Here is a 13,970-nt window from a genome sequence, read left to right on the forward strand (position 1 = left end):
GGCGGAGGAACGTTCCTCCACCTCGCCGGCCGCTCCGAAAGCCGGACGCGGCAGCCGGTCCGGGGAGGGAGGGCTGCCGCGTCCGGAGCTTTACAGCAACTGGCGTCTGCGACCGAGCCAGGTCTGGGCGACGACCACGACGGCCAGGAAGGCGCCGCTGACGACCTGCTGGTAGGAGGAGTCCAGGGAGCCGATCTGGTTGATGACGTTCTGGATCACCTTGAGCAGCAGGACACCGACCAAAGAACCGCTGACGAACCCGAGGCCGCCGGTGAGCAGGGTGCCGCCGATCACGACGGCGGAGATGGCCTCCAGCTCCATCCCGTTGCCGAGGATGGTCACCCCGGAGGCGAGCCACGCCGCGTTGAGCGCGCCCGCCAGCCCGGCCAGCAGCCCGGACAGCGTGTAGACGAGGATCTTCGTACGGGCCACCGGAGCACCCATCAGGGCCGCCGCGTCCTCGTTGCCGCCGACCGCGTACACATGCTGCCCGAAGCGGGTGCGGCGCAGCACGACGGCACCCGCGGCGAACAGCGCCAGGGTGATCCACACGGGGTTGCCGATGCCGAAGGTGGTGCCCTGGCCGAGTTCGGCGAGGAAGGAGCCCTTGCCGATCAGATACGTCTCGGCGCCCTCGTCGGTGAGGGCCAGCATCAGGCCGCGCGCCCCGAGCATCGCCGCCAGCGTGACGATGAACGGCGCCAGCCGGGAACGGGCCACCAGCAGCCCGTTGACGACGCCGATCCCGCCGCACACCACCAGAGGCAGCAGCAGCGCCGCCGGCGTCCCGTGCCGCGATCCCCAGGCCGCCAGAACACCGCCCAGGGCGAACAGGGAACCGACCGACAGGTCGATGCCCCCGGTGATGATGACGAAGGTCATCCCGAGCGCGACGATCGCCAGGAACGCCGAACTCGTCGCCATGTTGCTGACGTTGTCCCCGGTGGCGAAGGAGTCGAAGCCGAACGACGCCACCAGGGAGACGATCACCAGCACGGCCAGCGCCCCGTGCTGCTGGACCAGGCCGCTCAGCCGCTCCTTGCGCGCGGAGCGCTCGGGCCCGGTGTCCTTCGGCGGTTCGCCGCCCGCGGCGGTCACGGGCACGTCCGTCTTCGTGGCGGTCATCGCTTCCCCCGTCCCCGTGCCGCGTAGACCGCGCACACGATCACCATGGCCTGTGCGATCTGGGTCCACGACGGCGGCAGATCGTGCTTGATGAGGGTGGCGGTGAGCAGCTGGATGAGGACGGCTCCCGCCACGGTGCCGGCGATGTTGACCCGGCCGCCGGTCAGCGGGGTCCCGCCGACCACGACGGCGGTGATGGCGGACAGCTCCATCAGATTGCCCAGCGAGGTCGGGTCGCTGGCCTGGAGCCGCGCGGTGGCCAGGACACCCGCCACGGCCGCGAGCAGCGCGCACAGCACGTACACGATGATCAGCACGCGCCGCACCGGCAGACCGGCCAGCTGCGCCGCGGGCCGGCTGTCGCCGATGGCGAGGAGCTGGCGTCCGAACGTGGTACGGCGCACCACGAACGCCGCCAGCAGCGCCAGGGCGGCGGCGATGAGGATCAGATACGGGACGCCCAGCACGTCGCCGGACCCCAGGGAGGCGAGCCCCGGATTGCGCAGATCCTCCAGCTGCGGCAGCAGTACCAGCGCGAGGCCTCGGCCGCCGACCATGAGCGCCAGGGTGGCCACGATCGGCTGCACCCCGACGAGGGCGACCAGCGCCCCGTTGGCCAGCCCGATCGCGGCCGCGAACACCGCCACCACCAGCAGCGCCGGCAGCAGACCGTAGCCGAGGTAGAGGGCCGTCACGGACGCCGCGAGGGCCATCACCGCACCGACCGACAGGTCGATGCCCTCGGTTCCGATGACCAGGGCCATCCCGATCGCGACGATGATGACGGGGGCGACCTGCACGGCCTGGGTGCGGAAGTTCTCCGCGGACAGGAAGTACGGCGTGATGACGATGTTGACGACCAGGAGCAGCGCCACGCCGGCGTAGACGCCGTAGGTCTGCAGCCACTGCAGGACGCGGGTCCGGTCCAACGGCGCGGTGCGGAGAGCGGCTTCAGCCATCGCCGGCCTCCTCCGCGGCCGTGCCCCCGGCCGTATGTCCGGCCGTGTGTCCGGCCGGGGCGTGCCCGGCGATGGTCCGCATGAGTGTGTCCTCGGTGACCTCGTCGCCGGCCAGCTCGCCGACGACCGCACCGTCCTTCAGTACGACCACGCGGTCGGACCCTTCGATCAGTTCCTCCAGATCGGAGGAGATGAGCAGGACGGCCAGGCCGTCCTCGGCCAGTTCGTCCACGAGCTTCTGCACCTCGGCCTTGGCCCCGACGTCGATGCCCCGGGTGGGCTCGTCCAGCAGCAGCACCTTGGGGTTCATCGCCAACCAGCGGGCGAGCAGCACCTTCTGCTGGTTGCCGCCGGACAGTTCACCGACCTTCTGGTGCGGCGAGGACGCCTTGATGCGCAGCCGCTCGATGAACGTGTCGACGACACGGTCGACGCGTGCCTCGGAGACCAGACCGAAGCGGGACAGCCGGGGCAGCACGGCGAGCGCGATGTTCTCACGGACCGAGAGACCGGGCACGATGCCCTCGCTCTTGCGGTCCTCGGGCAGCAGACTGACCCCGGCCCGGATGGCGGCGGGCGTGGACCCGCCGCGCAGCGGCACCCCGGCCACCACGACCCGGCCCGAACTCGTCGCCAGCGCGCCGGAGATGGCCTTGGCCGTCTCGGTCCGCCCGGACCCGAGCAGCCCGCCGAGCCCCACGACCTCGCCGGGCCGGATCGCCACGGACACGCCCCGCAGCCGGTGCGGAACCGTCAGATCCCGCGCCTCCAGCACGGGTTGGGTACCGGCCACGTGGTGGTCGCCGGTGAACTTGGTCAGGCCCTCCTCGCGGACCTCGCCCAGCTCCCGGCCCAGCATGGTCGACACCAGGGAGAGACGGTCGAGGTCGGCGAGCCGGCCGTGATGGACACGGCGCCCGTCGCGCAGCACGGTGACCGTGTCGCACACGGCGTACAGCTCGTCCAGACGGTGACTGACGTAGACGACCGCGATGCCGTCGTCGCGCAGCCGCCGGATCACCGAGAACAGCGTCTCGACCTCCCGCGGTTCGAGGGAGGAGGTCGGTTCGTCCATGATGACCACGCGTGCCTCGGTGGCCACCGCGCGGGCCAGGGCGACCATCTGCTGCGCGCCGACCCCGAGGGCACGCAGCGGCAGGCGGACGTCCACCCGGACCCCGTGGGCGCGCAGTGTCTCCTCGGCCTCCCTGTGCATGCGGGCGAAGTCCAGCAGGCCGAAGCGGGTGCGCGGCTCGCGGCCGAGAAAGAGGTTGCGGGCCACGCTCAGCAGCGGGATGAGGTTGACCTCTTGGTAGATGGTCGAGATCCCGGCCTTCTGGGCCTCCAGCGGTGTGGCGAACGAGACGTCGCGGCCCTGGAAAACGATGTCACCGGCGTCGGGCCGGTACACCCCGGTGAGCAGCTTGATGAGGGTCGACTTGCCGGCGCCGTTCTCGCCGATCAGGGCGTGGACCTCGCCCGGGTGCAGGGTCAGGTCCACGTCGTCCAGGGCCCGGACGCCGGGGAAGGTCTTGCTCAGTCCGCGGACGGCGAGGACTTCGGCGGGGGGAGCCACCTGTGCCTCCAGGAAGTGGGTCAGGAAGTGAGGGGTGACGCGGAAGTGAGAGGTGACGCGGTGGCGGGGCCCGCCGGGCAGGCCGGGCCCCGCGGGGGGTCAGTAGGCCCTGCCGAGGTCCTGCTCGGCGTTCGAGGTGTCGTAGGCGCCGTCCTCGATGATGATGTCCTGGGCCACTTCCTCGCCCTGCGTGAAGGTGTCCAGCGTCTCGAACGCCAGCGGGCCGAACCGCGGGTTGGACTCGACCACACCGGTGATCCAGCCGTCCACGATGCCCTGCACGGCGTTGCGCGTGCCGTCGACCGTGACGATCTCGACGTCGCCGGCCTTCTTGCCCGCGCCCTTGAGCGCGGCCACCGCGCCCAGGCCCATCTCGTCGTTCTCCGCGTAGATGCCCTTGATACCGGGCTTGGACTGGATGAGCTGCTCGGTGACCTGCTGGCCCTTCTCCCTGGCGAAGTCGCCGGTCTGCTCGAAGACGACCTTCAGGCCGGGGGCCTTCTCGGCCACACGGTCCTTGAAGCCCTTGGTGCGTTCGGTGGTGACGTTGTTCCCGGCCGCGCCCAGCAGGATCGCGACCTCGCCCTTGCCTCCCGTGGCCTCGATCATCCGGTCGGCGGCCCGCCGGCCCTGCTCGACGAAGTCCGAGGCGATGAAGGAGACGTAGTCCTTGCAGGCCGTGGCGTTGATCTTGCGGTCGATCGTGACGATCGGGACCTTCTTGGCGGCGGCGGCCTGCAGCACCGGGTCCCAGCCGTCGGAGTTGAGCGGCGCGATGACCAGCAGGTCGGCGCCCTTGGCGAGCAGGTCCTGGACGTCGCTGATCTGCTTGGAGAACTGCGACTGGGCGTTGGCCGTCAGCAGCTTGACGCCCCGCTTCGCCGCCTCGTCCTTGATGGACTGCGTCTCGGCGATGCGGAACGGGTTGGCCTCCTTCTCCGACTGGGAGAAGCCGACGGTCGCGCCCTTGAGATCGAGCTTCTCGCCGCCGTACGCGTCGATGGTGCAGGTCTTGCTGCCCGGCTTCGGCGAGGCGACCTTCTGGCCCGCGTCGGCCGCGGCGGACGGGGACTTCTTGCCGGACGAGGCGTCGTCCTCCGACTTCGCGCAGGAGGTGGCGGTGAGGGCCACTGTGGCGGCCATGGCCACGATCGCGGGACGGGTGAGGAGCTGAGAGCGGTGGGTGGTGCGCTGCATGGTGACCCCGATCCGGGTGACGCTGAAAGGGAACTGGGGAGCTGTAGGGCGCGCGGAACTGGTGGTGCTCCCGGTGTGCGAAGCGGCGTCCGGTTCGCCGCCATCAGGTTTTTACATCGTTGGAAGGATGCTGTAAACCCCTTGCGCACAAGGCGGGATGGGAGGAATGCGGAGAAGGGAGGGGGAGTGGACCGGGGATCAGGCGCCCGCGCCGCCGGTGCCCGAGGGCCGGCCCAGTGTGCTCTCCCGTTCGACCAGCCGGTAGTCCGCCCAGATGCGGTGTGGCTCCGGAGCCGCGTCGTGGAGCCGGGCGAGCACCGACTCGACGGCGAGACGGCCGATGGCGGCCTTGTCCGGTGACACGGAGGTCAGCGTCACCGCGCTGAAGCGCCCTTCGAGCACGTCGTCGAATCCGACGACCGCGATGTCCTCGGGAACCCGCAGGCCACGCTCGTGCAGGACCCGCATCGCTCCGATGGCCATCGGGTCGTTGTAGGCGAACACCGCGTCGGGACGCTCCCCGCCGTCCAGGATGTGGGCCATCGCCGCGGCTCCGTCCGCGTGTCCCCAGCCGTCGGTGGCGGCGACCAGGCCCTCGTCGGACGGGAGTCCGGCGGCGGTGAGTTCCTCCCGCCAGCCCTGCACGCGCAGTTGGGCGGGCTGACTGCGTCCCCGCCGGGCTCCGATGAACGCCACCTTCCGGCGCCCCAGAGAGACCAGGTGGCTGACGGCGGCGCGCGCGGCGGCGACGTTGTCGATGGCGATGTGATCGTACGGCAGGTCGTAGTCCCGTTCGCCGAGCAGGACCAGCGGCACGTGCTCCGCGCGGTCCCGGAAGTCCTTGGCCTCCAGCTCGATCGGGCTGAGGATGAGTCCGTCGATCACCCGGGCCCGGAACCCCTGGCTGACCAGCATCTCCTGCTCGCGCCGGCCCCCGGTGTGGTCCAGCAGCACGATGTAGTCGTGCTCGGCCGCGGAGTCGATGACGGCGGCGGCGAGTTCGGCGAAGTAGGGGTTGCCCAGTTCGGGCAGGGCGAGCGCGATGATGCCCGTACGGCCTTTGCGCAGGTGGCGGGCGGCCAGGTTGGGCCGGTAGCCCAGAGCGTCGATGGACCTCTGGACGCGCTCGCGCATGGCGGGGGTGACGTGCTGGTAGTTGTTCACCACGTTGGAGACGGTCTTGATGGAGACCCCCGCGTGCGCGGCGACGTCCTTGAGGCTGACCCGCACGACAATCCCTTCGTGAGCGGCCCGAACCGGGGACCGGTGCAGATACGGGCGCCGCCACCGTGAGCCGGGCGCCGAGCCGCTGGGCTCGAGTTTTACAACGTTATACATCCGTATTCGGGACACTGACAAGGCTATGAGCAGGCGCGTGTCACGGGCATCCTCGCGGTGGCGCCGAGGCGGCGTCCCTCCCCGGCGGCACCCTCGTGAACCGGGGCTCGTCCGCGACGGTCGCGCACTCGGCCCAGATGGTCTTGCCGGGGCCGATACGGCCGGTCACGCCCCAGCGTGTGGCGAGCGCGTCGACGAGGGCCAGGCCACGGCCGTGTTCCTCGTCTGCCGCGGCGACCAGGGGGACCGGATGGGCGGGATGGGTGTCGGACACCTCGATACGGATGACGCCCCGCACGTCGTCGCAGGCGAGGAACAGGGCGAAGTCCCGTCCCGGCACACGGCCGTGGAGGACGGAATTCGCGGCGAGTTCGGCGACGACGAGGACGACGGTGTCGTAGGCCCCCGAGCCGTGCGGGTGCCCCCACTCGGTGAGCTGATGCGCGGCGAGCAGCCGGGCGAGCCGGGCCCCACGCCGCGTGGCGGAGAAGCGCTGCTTGAACGTACGCACCGGGCCGGCGGTCCGGGAGGAAAGAGCTGACATGGGGTCAGCCTGCGGGGAGCGGAGGGTCCGTCGGCAGGTCCGGCGCCGATACAGACCGCGCTGTACTGGTTCACCCGCTGGACCGGGCCCGTTGCTGTACGTGAACATGGGTCGGCCGGGCGTGGCGCAGCGCGTACGGCACACGGTACGGAACACGTTCGGGCGCGTGCTCGGGAGCAGGGCGACGCGGGCGGGCCCGGCGGCACAGGGGAAGGCGGCTGCGATGGCGACGGGCAACGGCGGCGGGACGGGCGGGAGTACCGCGAGGCGGGAGGGCGGGGCCGACGGGGGGTGCGAACCGGAACCGTCGGACAGTCTCAAGACCTTCGGCGCGGTCCTGAAGGCGCTGAGAGAGGAAGCCAACCTCACACAGGAGCAGTTCGCCCCGCTGGTGCGGTACTCGGCGGCCTACATCGCCAAGATCGAGCAGGGCAAGCGGTTCCCGCCGAGGGACCTGCTGGACCGGTCCGATGAGGTGCTGGGCGCGGGCGCGGGACGGGTGTTGGGAGCCGCCGCGAGGAGCCTGACGCGCAAGGTGGGGTTGGCGACGTGGTTCTTGCAGTGGGCAGGGATCGAGGAGGACACGACCTCCTTGTACGCCTACGAATGCCGAGTGGTTCCAGGTCTGTTGCAGCCGGGGCCATCCATCCGAGCTCTCTTCGAGCGGCACTTGCCCCCACTCACCGAGGAGCAGTCCGAACGGCAGGTGATGGCCCGCCTCGCCAGGCAACAGCTACTTGTCGAACGCCCCAATACCGCGTTCAGCTTCGTCATCGAACAGGCGCTGCTCGAGCGCCGAATGGGAGGCGCCGAGGTAACGAAGGCCCTCCTGACACACCTCCTCGTAGTGGGCCGCTACCGCAACGTGGAGCTCCAGGTGATGCCACTGGTCCAGGAGGAGCACGCCGGCTTCGAGGGCGAGATGTACCTCGCCGAGACCACCGATCACCGGTGGGCGGGTTACATCGAGGGGCACGGCAGTAGCATGCTTGTCAGCGACCCCAAAGCCGCAAGCAGCATGCTCCAGCGCTATGGCAAGCTGCGCTCGCAGGCCCTGAGCCATCAGGCCACGGCATGCCTGCTGGAACAGATGCGAGGAGCGCTATGAGCACCGGTGAAATGACCTGGTTCAAGAGCAGCTACAGCGGTGGCGGCGGCGACAACTGCGTCGAGGTCTCCGTGCGCCCCGAAGTCGTCCACGTCCGGGACTCGAAGGACACCCGGCGGCAGGCGCTGGCCGTGTCCCGCGATACCTGGTCGGCGTTCACTGCGCTGGCGTCCGATGCGCGCGTCTGAATCATCGGTGAGGCGTCCCTTTGGGTCCTTCGCGGCCACGTAAAAATGTGCCGGGCGGCCGCGAGGACCGCCCGGCACGACGGGGATCACGTCAGCGGAGTGATCCGGATGTCGCGGAACCTCACCTTGTTCCCGTGGTCCTGCAGCCGGATCGCTCCCGCGGCAGGCGTCTCGGACCGGCCCGACGCGGTCGGTCCGTCGAGGACGATATCGTCGTGGACCTTCTGCCCGTTCCACACCACCGTGACCCGGGCGTCGGCGGTCTTGCGGCCGCTGTCGTCGAAGCGGGCCGCGCGGAAGTCGATGTCGTAGGTCTGCCAGGTCTCGGGCGCCGTCGCCGCGTTGGTGTCGGGTGCCCGCTTCAGATAGAACGCCCCCGCCTCGTTGGTGTCGAGCGAGGTGTCACCGTAGGAGTCGAGGATCTGGAGCTCGTAGCGGTCCTGGAGGAAGATGCCGCTGTTCCCGCGGTCCTGTCCGGTGACGTCGGGTGGAAGCAGCGGCACCCGGAACTCCACGTGCAGCCTGAAGTCCTGGTACGCGTCCTTGGTGCGGATGTCGCCGCAGCACACCTCCATCGACTTCTCGTCACTGAGCGGCCATCGCAGATCCTGGCCGTCCGTGTGCTGCCACTGCGCCTGGGAGGCGGCCGTGCCGTCGAAGAGCGGCACCTGGGCTCCGCGCGGATGGACGCTGAGCATGTCGAGATTGACATGGCCGGTGTCGCCCGCGTCGAACCGGTAGGAGATCGTATTGCTCCCGGTACGCAGCGCCAGCCGTTCGGTCCGCGTCGACCAGGAGTCCCAGTTGTCGGTGGGAGGGAGCTGTGTCTGCCGCAGCTTCTTCCCGTTGACGTGCAGGGACAGGGACTTGGTGCCCCGGAAGGGGTTCGGCCCGTTGGAGTAGCGCAGCCCCACGTCGTAGGCGCCCGATTTCGGGACCGTCACGTCGAACGTCGTACCGGCCTTGCCCTCGGTGGCGTAACGGTCCACGAAGCCGCTGCCGGAATGGCCGACATGGTCGGTGTTCACACCGGCCGTGCCCGTCAGGCGCGCCTCCTCGGCCTCGTACCGGGTCGCGGGAGGCGGCTGCTCGCCGGGGACCCGGTTGAGGGTGTACCAGGCCTCGGTGCTCCACAACGGCTCACCGGAGTCCGACGTGAAGGGACGCGGGGAGCGGAGGTGCACCACACGGCCCGGCTTGAGGTCGTCCAGCCGTAGCTTGACGGTACGCCGGTCCTTCGAGAGCGTCGCCGAGCGCACGGCCAGCTGCTCCTCGGCGATCTTCGGGCCGCCGTAGTCCGCGGTCGGTGTGTAGCGCCACTGCTCGGCACGGTAGTGGGTGGCCAGTTGCTCGGCGGTGGTCTCGGACAGCGGCTGGGTGTACGTCAGGTCGAAGCCGCCGGGCACGGCACGCATGGTGCGGACGTCGAACGTGTTCCCGCCGTTCGGCGTCAGCTTCTGCAGACCGAACTTGAGCTTGCCCTCCTGGCCCCAGTTGCCGTCGGCCCCCAGCCCGCCGACGTAGATCGCGCCGTCGGGCCCCTGGGTGACGCGGTTGATGCCTGCTTCGAGCCCCTGGGTGTAGCGGAAGACGGCCCCCTGGTACTGGCCCTTCACCTTCTCCAGGTAGGCGCGCTGCAGGCCACCGTAGGTGACGTCGCCCAGCAGCATCTGGCCGGCGAACGTGCCCTTCTTCAGATACAGGGGAGTGGAGGGAGAGTTGGCGATCTCGTTCTGCGGCAGCCACAGCACCGGCTCGGTGACGGGGGAGTCGTCGAAGGGGCCGGCGGGCTCGGTGTAGTGGTTGAAGAAGCGGTCCCGCTTGATCTGCACGAGCTTCGACGAGGGAAGCCATCCGCCCTGGTTGTCGGTGGCGAAGATGCTGCCGTCGGGTCCCCAGCCGATGCCGTTGGGCGTCCGCAGCCCTCCCGCGACCGGGCTTATCTTCCCCGTCTTCTTGCTGACCTTGTAGGTGGCCCCGCGGCCCGGTGCCGGCTGCGGCACGGTGGTCGCGCCGCCGAGGTTGATGGCGACGGAGAGGTTCACGTAGAAGTGGCCGTCCCGGTAGAGCAGGCCGAAGGCGAACTCGTGGAAGTTCCCTCCGTACGGCCAGGTCGCGACCGTCCGGTACTCGTCGGTCACCTCGTCGCCGTCCCGGTCGACGAGCCGCGTCAGCTCGTGCTTCTGCGACACGTACAGGGCCCCGTCGACGTACTTGATCCCCATGGGCTCGCGCAGCCCGCTCGCCACCTTCGTGACGGTGACCTTGTCGGGGCTCGTGGCGCCGGTGACGTTGTCGAGCAGGTACACCTCCCCGGCAACGTTGTCGGTGCCGCCCCACGTGCTGATCGCCAGACGCCCGTCGGGCAGCCAGTCCATGCCGCTGACCTGCGGCTCGAAGCCGTCCGGGCGTAGATCGGTGAGGGTCAGGTCGGGGCGTACGCCGGTGAGCGGGAGGCCGTCGCCGGGGGAGTCGCCGCTCGCCTCGCACTCCTTGCGGCCCGGCGCCGTGACCCGGACGACCCCGGCGTCGGTGCTCAGCACTTCCCGGGGCACGACCGTGAAGTCGCTTGCTCCCGGCGGCTTCCAGGCCAGCTGGAGCCGCTGTCCGCCGTCGCGCTCGAAGTGGTCGATGTGCAACGGGTGTGCCCCGGCGGTGAGATGGACCGTGCCGTCCTTCGGCTCGGCACCGTGCAGCCCGTCGTGATCGATCACCGTGTCGCCGTCGATCGCCAGCCGTGAGCCGTCGTCACTGGTCAGCCGGAACACGTACGAGCCGTCGCCGGGAACGTTCAGATACCCCGAGGCCTCGGCGACGAAGCGGTCGGACAGTCCGCCGAAGTCGGCCTCCGTGGACCAGTCGACCGTCGGCATCAGCTTGTCGTGGTTGGGAGTCTGCCCCGGTTTCAGGGTGCACAGCTTGTTCAGCGGTGTCTGCACGTCGAACACGCGCAGGGTGACTCCGGGTTCCTGGGGCGGAATGGCCGCGGGAGCGGCGGCAGCCGGCGGAGCGGAGCACAGTCCCGCGGTCAGGGTTCCCGCGAACAACAGGGGGATGAGGTGTCTTCGGGCGCGTGGAAACAGACGGTGGCGCATTGGTCCTCCACGAGTACACGAGTAGGGGACCGGACCGTGCCGGATTTCGCTCCGGTCTGCTGCGGTGGCGCTGTACTTGCGCCGTCAAGTTAGAGGACTTCCGCTTGACATGTCCATACTTTGTCATCGGAGAGTTCAAAGTCCGGGACCGTGCGACCAGGGGAAGGGCCGCCCCGTTCCCGCAGGTTGCGCGGGAGTCCGGGTGAAGTCCGCCTGACCGGAGCCGGGCTCACGCGGGATCGCACACCCGGAACAAGGCATTTCCGGTGTCGTGCCGGTCCTTTCTCCCCTGCGGCTCGCACAATTGTCCACCCGCTCCCAGACGCCCGGCCGGCCTTGGTCCCGGCGCTTCCGCGTCCTGCTGCCCCTGGACTCCGGCACCTGAACGGAGAAGCAGCCGTAGCCAAGAAGTGATGGCGCGGGGCCGAAGGCCCCGCACGACGCATGTGCGACATCCCGCGAGTTCGCCGTGCCCCTCGGTTGCTCGGCATGGGGGCTGACCAGGCACCTCGTCGCTCTCGGCCTGTGCGTCTGTGGAGGGATCATGACGGTTCTTCAGGAATCCCGAAGGCCCATCATGATCTATGCGGATCCATCGCTCCCGTCTGCCGGGCCGACCTGCGGCAACGGGAGATGGAAGCCAGGACGAACCCGCGGGATGTCGCACATCAGGATCGTGAACGGCCGGTCCAGCTCGGCGTTGTCGTGGGTGAGAAGGCTTTCTGCGAGATCCGCCGCGTCTTGGCGGACCACCCCCATGGTGTGAGTCATGACGATCATCCTGGCAGTCGCCGCTGACATTGCCGTCTGCAATCACACACGGTCACCAGCAGGTCGGACTCCACGAGGAATTGGCGACACTTGAATAGGCGAGCTCACCAGTACCGAGGGCCTGTCCGGGCTGGAACTCCAGGGCCGACAAAGGAGAGAGCACCGTGCAAGACCACACATCCGACGGCGCCGAGCCTCGCACGGTCGTCCTTGTCGTAGACGGGGTCATATGTACCGTTCCCGCCGTCTACCACCACCAAGGCGTGCTGGAAGGCTGCCTTGAGATAACCGGCCGCCCCTTCTTTGCCCATGCTGGCGACTCGTACTACGGGCACTGCGGCATGGTCCTCAAGCCCACCGCCAAGGGCACCTGGTACGCAGCCCTGGACAACCACGGCAACTGCTGGGAGCCGGACTACGACACATCGATTGGGGGACGTCCAGCGCGTATTGTTGGCTGGGCGCAGGAGCCGGAACCTGTCAAAGCGATCAAGGCAGGTAGTTCGTTCTAACGTTGTGCCGGGATCAGTGGGCCGTCTGGTGCCGGTTTGTTGATCCAGGCCGCTGCGGGGAGTTTCGGCGGCTCGGGCGGCTTGCGGACGAAGCGCTCGGGGTGCTTCGCGTAGACCGCCTGGAGGACGTCGGCGCGCATCTCGCGGAGCTGCTCGGCGAGGCCGAAGTGCACGTCGTAGGGCGTGTGCAGGCCGATCCCGGAGTGCCGGTGCTCCTCGTTGTACCAGGTGAAGAACTGGTTGCACCACGCGCGGGCGTCCTCGAGGGAGCCGAAACGGTCGGGAAAGTCGTGCCGGTATTTCAGGGTCTTGTACTGGCTCTCGCTGTATGGGTTGTCGTTCGACGTCTTCGGCCGCGAGTGGGACTTGGTGACGCCGAGGCCGGCCATCATCTGGGCGACGTTCTGCGCGACCATCGGGGACCCGCGGTCCGAGTGGATCGTCAACTGCCCTGGCCCAATGCCGTACTTGGCGATCGTCTCGGACAGGAACCGCTCGGCGAGATCCTTGTTCTCCCGGTCGGCGATCATCCAGCCGACCGTGTAGCGGCTGAAGATATCGATGATCGTGTAGAGGCAGTGGTAGACGCCCTTGACCGGGCCCTTCAGCTTGGTGATGTCCCAGCTCCAGACCCGGTTCGGGCCGTCGGCGACCAGCTCGGGCACCGTCCTTGGCGGGTGGACGGCCTGGCGACGGCGCTCACGGACCTCGCCGTGCCGGCGCAGGAGCCGGTACATCGTCGACTCCGAGCACAGGTGGACGCCCCGGTCCAGGAGGATCGCGTAGATCTCGGCGGGCGCCATGTCGGCGAACTCCGGGGAGTGGAGCACGTCGAGGACCCGTGTCTCCTCCTGTGGGGTGAGCGCGCGGGGGTGCCGGCGCCGTTTTTGTCGCGGCCCGGCCGGGGCGGGGCTCTGGCGGTGGTGGCGGTAGTAGGTGGCCCGGCTCACGCCGAGCGCGGCGCATGCCTGAACGCGTCCGACCAGCCCGGTGAGCTCTTCGAGGGCGTGGTCGCGGGCGGTAGTAAACACCACGGCCGCGGGGTCGGCCCCGGTCACTGGTCCTTCTCGCCGTTCTGGTGCGGGGCGCTGTCCGTGGCGAACTGGTCGAGCAGCGCGGAGAGTTTTCCCTGGACCTCGATGACGGTGCGGGCCTTGGCGAGGTCGGCCTCCAGGCGGGCCTTCTCCGCCTTCAGCTTCGCGATCTCCCTGTCCCGCGGATCCGCCTTCGGCCGTCCGGCCGGCGCGGCGAGCGCCGTCTGGGCGCCCTTGTCCCGCTGCTGCCGCCACGTCGTGATCAACGACGAGTACAGCCCCTCCCGCCGCAGCAGGGCACCCTTGCCCTTCTTGTCCAGCGTCTCGTACTCGGCGAGGACCCTCGCCTTGTACTCCGCCGTGTACCGGCGCGGACCGGTCGAACGGGCTTCCACCTGCGGATCAGGGGTCCCGTGGTCATTCGTGCTGGCCACCCGGGCACTACTCCTTCTCCGCCCTCGACTCAATGAATCATCCAGTATGCCTGACTCGACCTACTTTGACAGAGAGGGCTTCCCCGTGC

11 protein-coding genes and 1 pseudogene are annotated in these 13,970 nt (G+C 69.3%); 3 read left to right on the forward strand and 9 right to left on the reverse strand.

Features of this window, described 5'->3' with window-relative positions; genetic code table 11:
• Positions 1-90: 90 nt before the first annotated feature.
• The 6 genes from ACFPZI_RS33355 to ACFPZI_RS33380 all read right to left on the reverse strand — a co-directional run bounded on the left by ACFPZI_RS33355 (position 91) and on the right by ACFPZI_RS33380 (position 6,739).
• Positions 91-1,125: an ABC transporter permease gene (locus ACFPZI_RS33355; RefSeq protein WP_381370916.1), complete on the reverse strand. Its 1,035-nt coding sequence runs from the start codon at positions 1,123-1,125 to the stop codon at positions 91-93.
• Complete coding sequence (locus ACFPZI_RS33360) at positions 1,122-2,084, reverse strand: ABC transporter permease (protein WP_381370917.1); 963 nt, start codon at positions 2,082-2,084, stop codon at positions 1,122-1,124. The genes ACFPZI_RS33355 and ACFPZI_RS33360 overlap by 4 nt, the downstream gene beginning before the upstream one ends.
• Positions 2,077-3,660 carry a sugar ABC transporter ATP-binding protein gene (locus ACFPZI_RS33365; protein WP_381370918.1) on the reverse strand — a complete coding sequence of 528 codons (1,584 nt, stop codon included), beginning with the start codon at positions 3,658-3,660 and terminating at the stop codon, positions 2,077-2,079. Before ACFPZI_RS33365 ends, ACFPZI_RS33360 begins: the two co-directional genes overlap by 8 nt.
• Positions 3,661-3,759: 99 nt before the next feature.
• Positions 3,760-4,857: an ABC transporter substrate-binding protein gene (locus ACFPZI_RS33370; RefSeq protein ID WP_381370919.1), complete on the reverse strand. Its 1,098-nt coding sequence runs from the start codon at positions 4,855-4,857 to the stop codon at positions 3,760-3,762.
• Positions 4,858-5,055: 198 nt separating this feature from the next.
• On the reverse strand, positions 5,056-6,087 hold the full coding sequence (locus ACFPZI_RS33375; protein ID WP_381370920.1) for a LacI family DNA-binding transcriptional regulator: 1,032 nt from the start codon (positions 6,085-6,087) through the stop codon (positions 5,056-5,058).
• Positions 6,088-6,235: 148 nt separating this feature from the next.
• Positions 6,236-6,739: an ATP-binding protein gene (locus ACFPZI_RS33380; protein ID WP_381370921.1), complete on the reverse strand. Its 504-nt coding sequence runs from the start codon at positions 6,737-6,739 to the stop codon at positions 6,236-6,238.
• A gap of 223 nt (positions 6,740-6,962) precedes the next feature.
• On the opposite strand from ACFPZI_RS33380, the gene ACFPZI_RS33385 reads away from it, so the two are divergent.
• Positions 6,963-7,847 (forward strand): helix-turn-helix domain-containing protein, encoded by an 885-nt coding sequence (locus ACFPZI_RS33385; protein WP_381370922.1) that lies wholly within the window; start codon positions 6,963-6,965, stop codon positions 7,845-7,847.
• Complete coding sequence (locus tag ACFPZI_RS33390) at positions 7,844-8,035, forward strand: DUF397 domain-containing protein (protein WP_381370923.1); 192 nt, start codon at positions 7,844-7,846, stop codon at positions 8,033-8,035. The genes ACFPZI_RS33385 and ACFPZI_RS33390 overlap by 4 nt, the downstream gene beginning before the upstream one ends.
• An 86-nt stretch (positions 8,036-8,121) precedes the next feature.
• Here the strand turns inward: ACFPZI_RS33390 and ACFPZI_RS33395 are convergent, their stop codons facing one another.
• A complete protein-coding gene (locus ACFPZI_RS33395; RefSeq protein ID WP_381370924.1) occupies positions 8,122-11,130 on the reverse strand; it encodes a 3-keto-alpha-glucoside-1,2-lyase-like domain-containing protein in 3,009 nt (1,002 codons plus the stop codon).
• Positions 11,131-11,712: 582 nt separating this feature from the next.
• Positions 11,713-11,901, reverse strand: coding sequence for a hypothetical protein (locus tag ACFPZI_RS33400; protein WP_381370925.1), 189 nt, complete (start codon positions 11,899-11,901; stop codon positions 11,713-11,715).
• Between the two features lie 164 nt (positions 11,902-12,065).
• Here ACFPZI_RS33400 and ACFPZI_RS33405 point away from each other — a divergent pair, with 164 nt between their 5' ends.
• Positions 12,066-12,413, forward strand: coding sequence for a hypothetical protein (locus ACFPZI_RS33405; protein ID WP_381370926.1), 348 nt, complete (start codon positions 12,066-12,068; stop codon positions 12,411-12,413).
• Here the strand turns inward: ACFPZI_RS33405 and ACFPZI_RS33410 are convergent.
• A pseudogene (locus tag ACFPZI_RS33410) lies at positions 12,410-13,881 on the reverse strand (IS3 family transposase). The gene ACFPZI_RS33405 and the pseudogene ACFPZI_RS33410 sit on opposite strands and share 4 nt — an antisense overlap.
• Positions 13,882-13,970: the final 89 nt, after the last annotated feature.

Source organism: Streptomyces chlorus, from assembly GCF_042655885.1.
In the GTDB taxonomy this organism is placed as follows: domain Bacteria; phylum Actinomycetota; class Actinomycetes; order Streptomycetales; family Streptomycetaceae; genus Streptomyces; species Streptomyces chlorus.

Coding starts and splice junctions, on each gene's coding strand:
- ACFPZI_RS33355 (WP_381370916.1), bottom strand. CDS start 1,125: ATGACCGCCACGAAGACGGACGTGCCCGTGACCGCCGCGGGCGGCGAA.
- ACFPZI_RS33360 (WP_381370917.1), bottom strand. CDS start 2,084: ATGGCTGAAGCCGCTCTCCGCACCGCGCCGTTGGACCGGACCCGCGTC.
- ACFPZI_RS33370 (WP_381370919.1), bottom strand. CDS start 4,857: ATGCAGCGCACCACCCACCGCTCTCAGCTCCTCACCCGTCCCGCGATC.
- ACFPZI_RS33380 (WP_381370921.1), bottom strand. CDS start 6,739: ATGTCAGCTCTTTCCTCCCGGACCGCCGGCCCGGTGCGTACGTTCAAG.
- ACFPZI_RS33385 (WP_381370922.1), top strand. CDS start 6,963: ATGGCGACGGGCAACGGCGGCGGGACGGGCGGGAGTACCGCGAGGCGG.
- ACFPZI_RS33390 (WP_381370923.1), top strand. CDS start 7,844: ATGAGCACCGGTGAAATGACCTGGTTCAAGAGCAGCTACAGCGGTGGC.
- ACFPZI_RS33395 (WP_381370924.1), bottom strand. CDS start 11,130: ATGCGCCACCGTCTGTTTCCACGCGCCCGAAGACACCTCATCCCCCTG.
- ACFPZI_RS33400 (WP_381370925.1), bottom strand. CDS start 11,901: ATGACTCACACCATGGGGGTGGTCCGCCAAGACGCGGCGGATCTCGCA.